This window comes from Mesorhizobium sp. WSM4817 (assembly GCF_055811135.1).
Window position 1 is genome coordinate 1 of the sequence record NZ_JBVVQQ010000156.1, and the last position, 306, is coordinate 306.

The 306-nt window shown below is 56.5% G+C and carries 1 pseudogene; it reads left to right on the top strand.

The annotated features are described in order from the left end of the window. Positions 1–142: 142 nt before the first annotated feature. Positions 143–220 (top strand): annotated as a pseudogene (locus AC0L2K_RS35190) (IS6 family transposase); the annotation flags it as partial. Between the last annotated feature and the right edge of the window lie 86 nt (positions 221–306).

Sequence of the window (306 nt, forward strand, 5' to 3'; positions counted from 1 at the left end):
AACAGGCGCGGTTCTGGTACGCTACAAAGCTTATTGCTCCGTCTTTAGGATCAGAACAGCCAAAAAAAGGTGGGCAGCTAGCCAGCTACCTGGAGGTATTCGATGCCTTCGATGGCTGGAAAGATCAATCCAACGACCAGCGCTGAAGCCGATCCGCATCCGCAATAGCAAGTACCTCAACAATCGGATCGAGCAGGACCATCGGCGCATCAAGCGCCGCACGTCTAGGCAGCGGTCTTGATCTCGGCCATGACGCCGACGATGTCGTTCACCACCGTCTCGACCAGCTTCTGGTCGTCGCCCTCG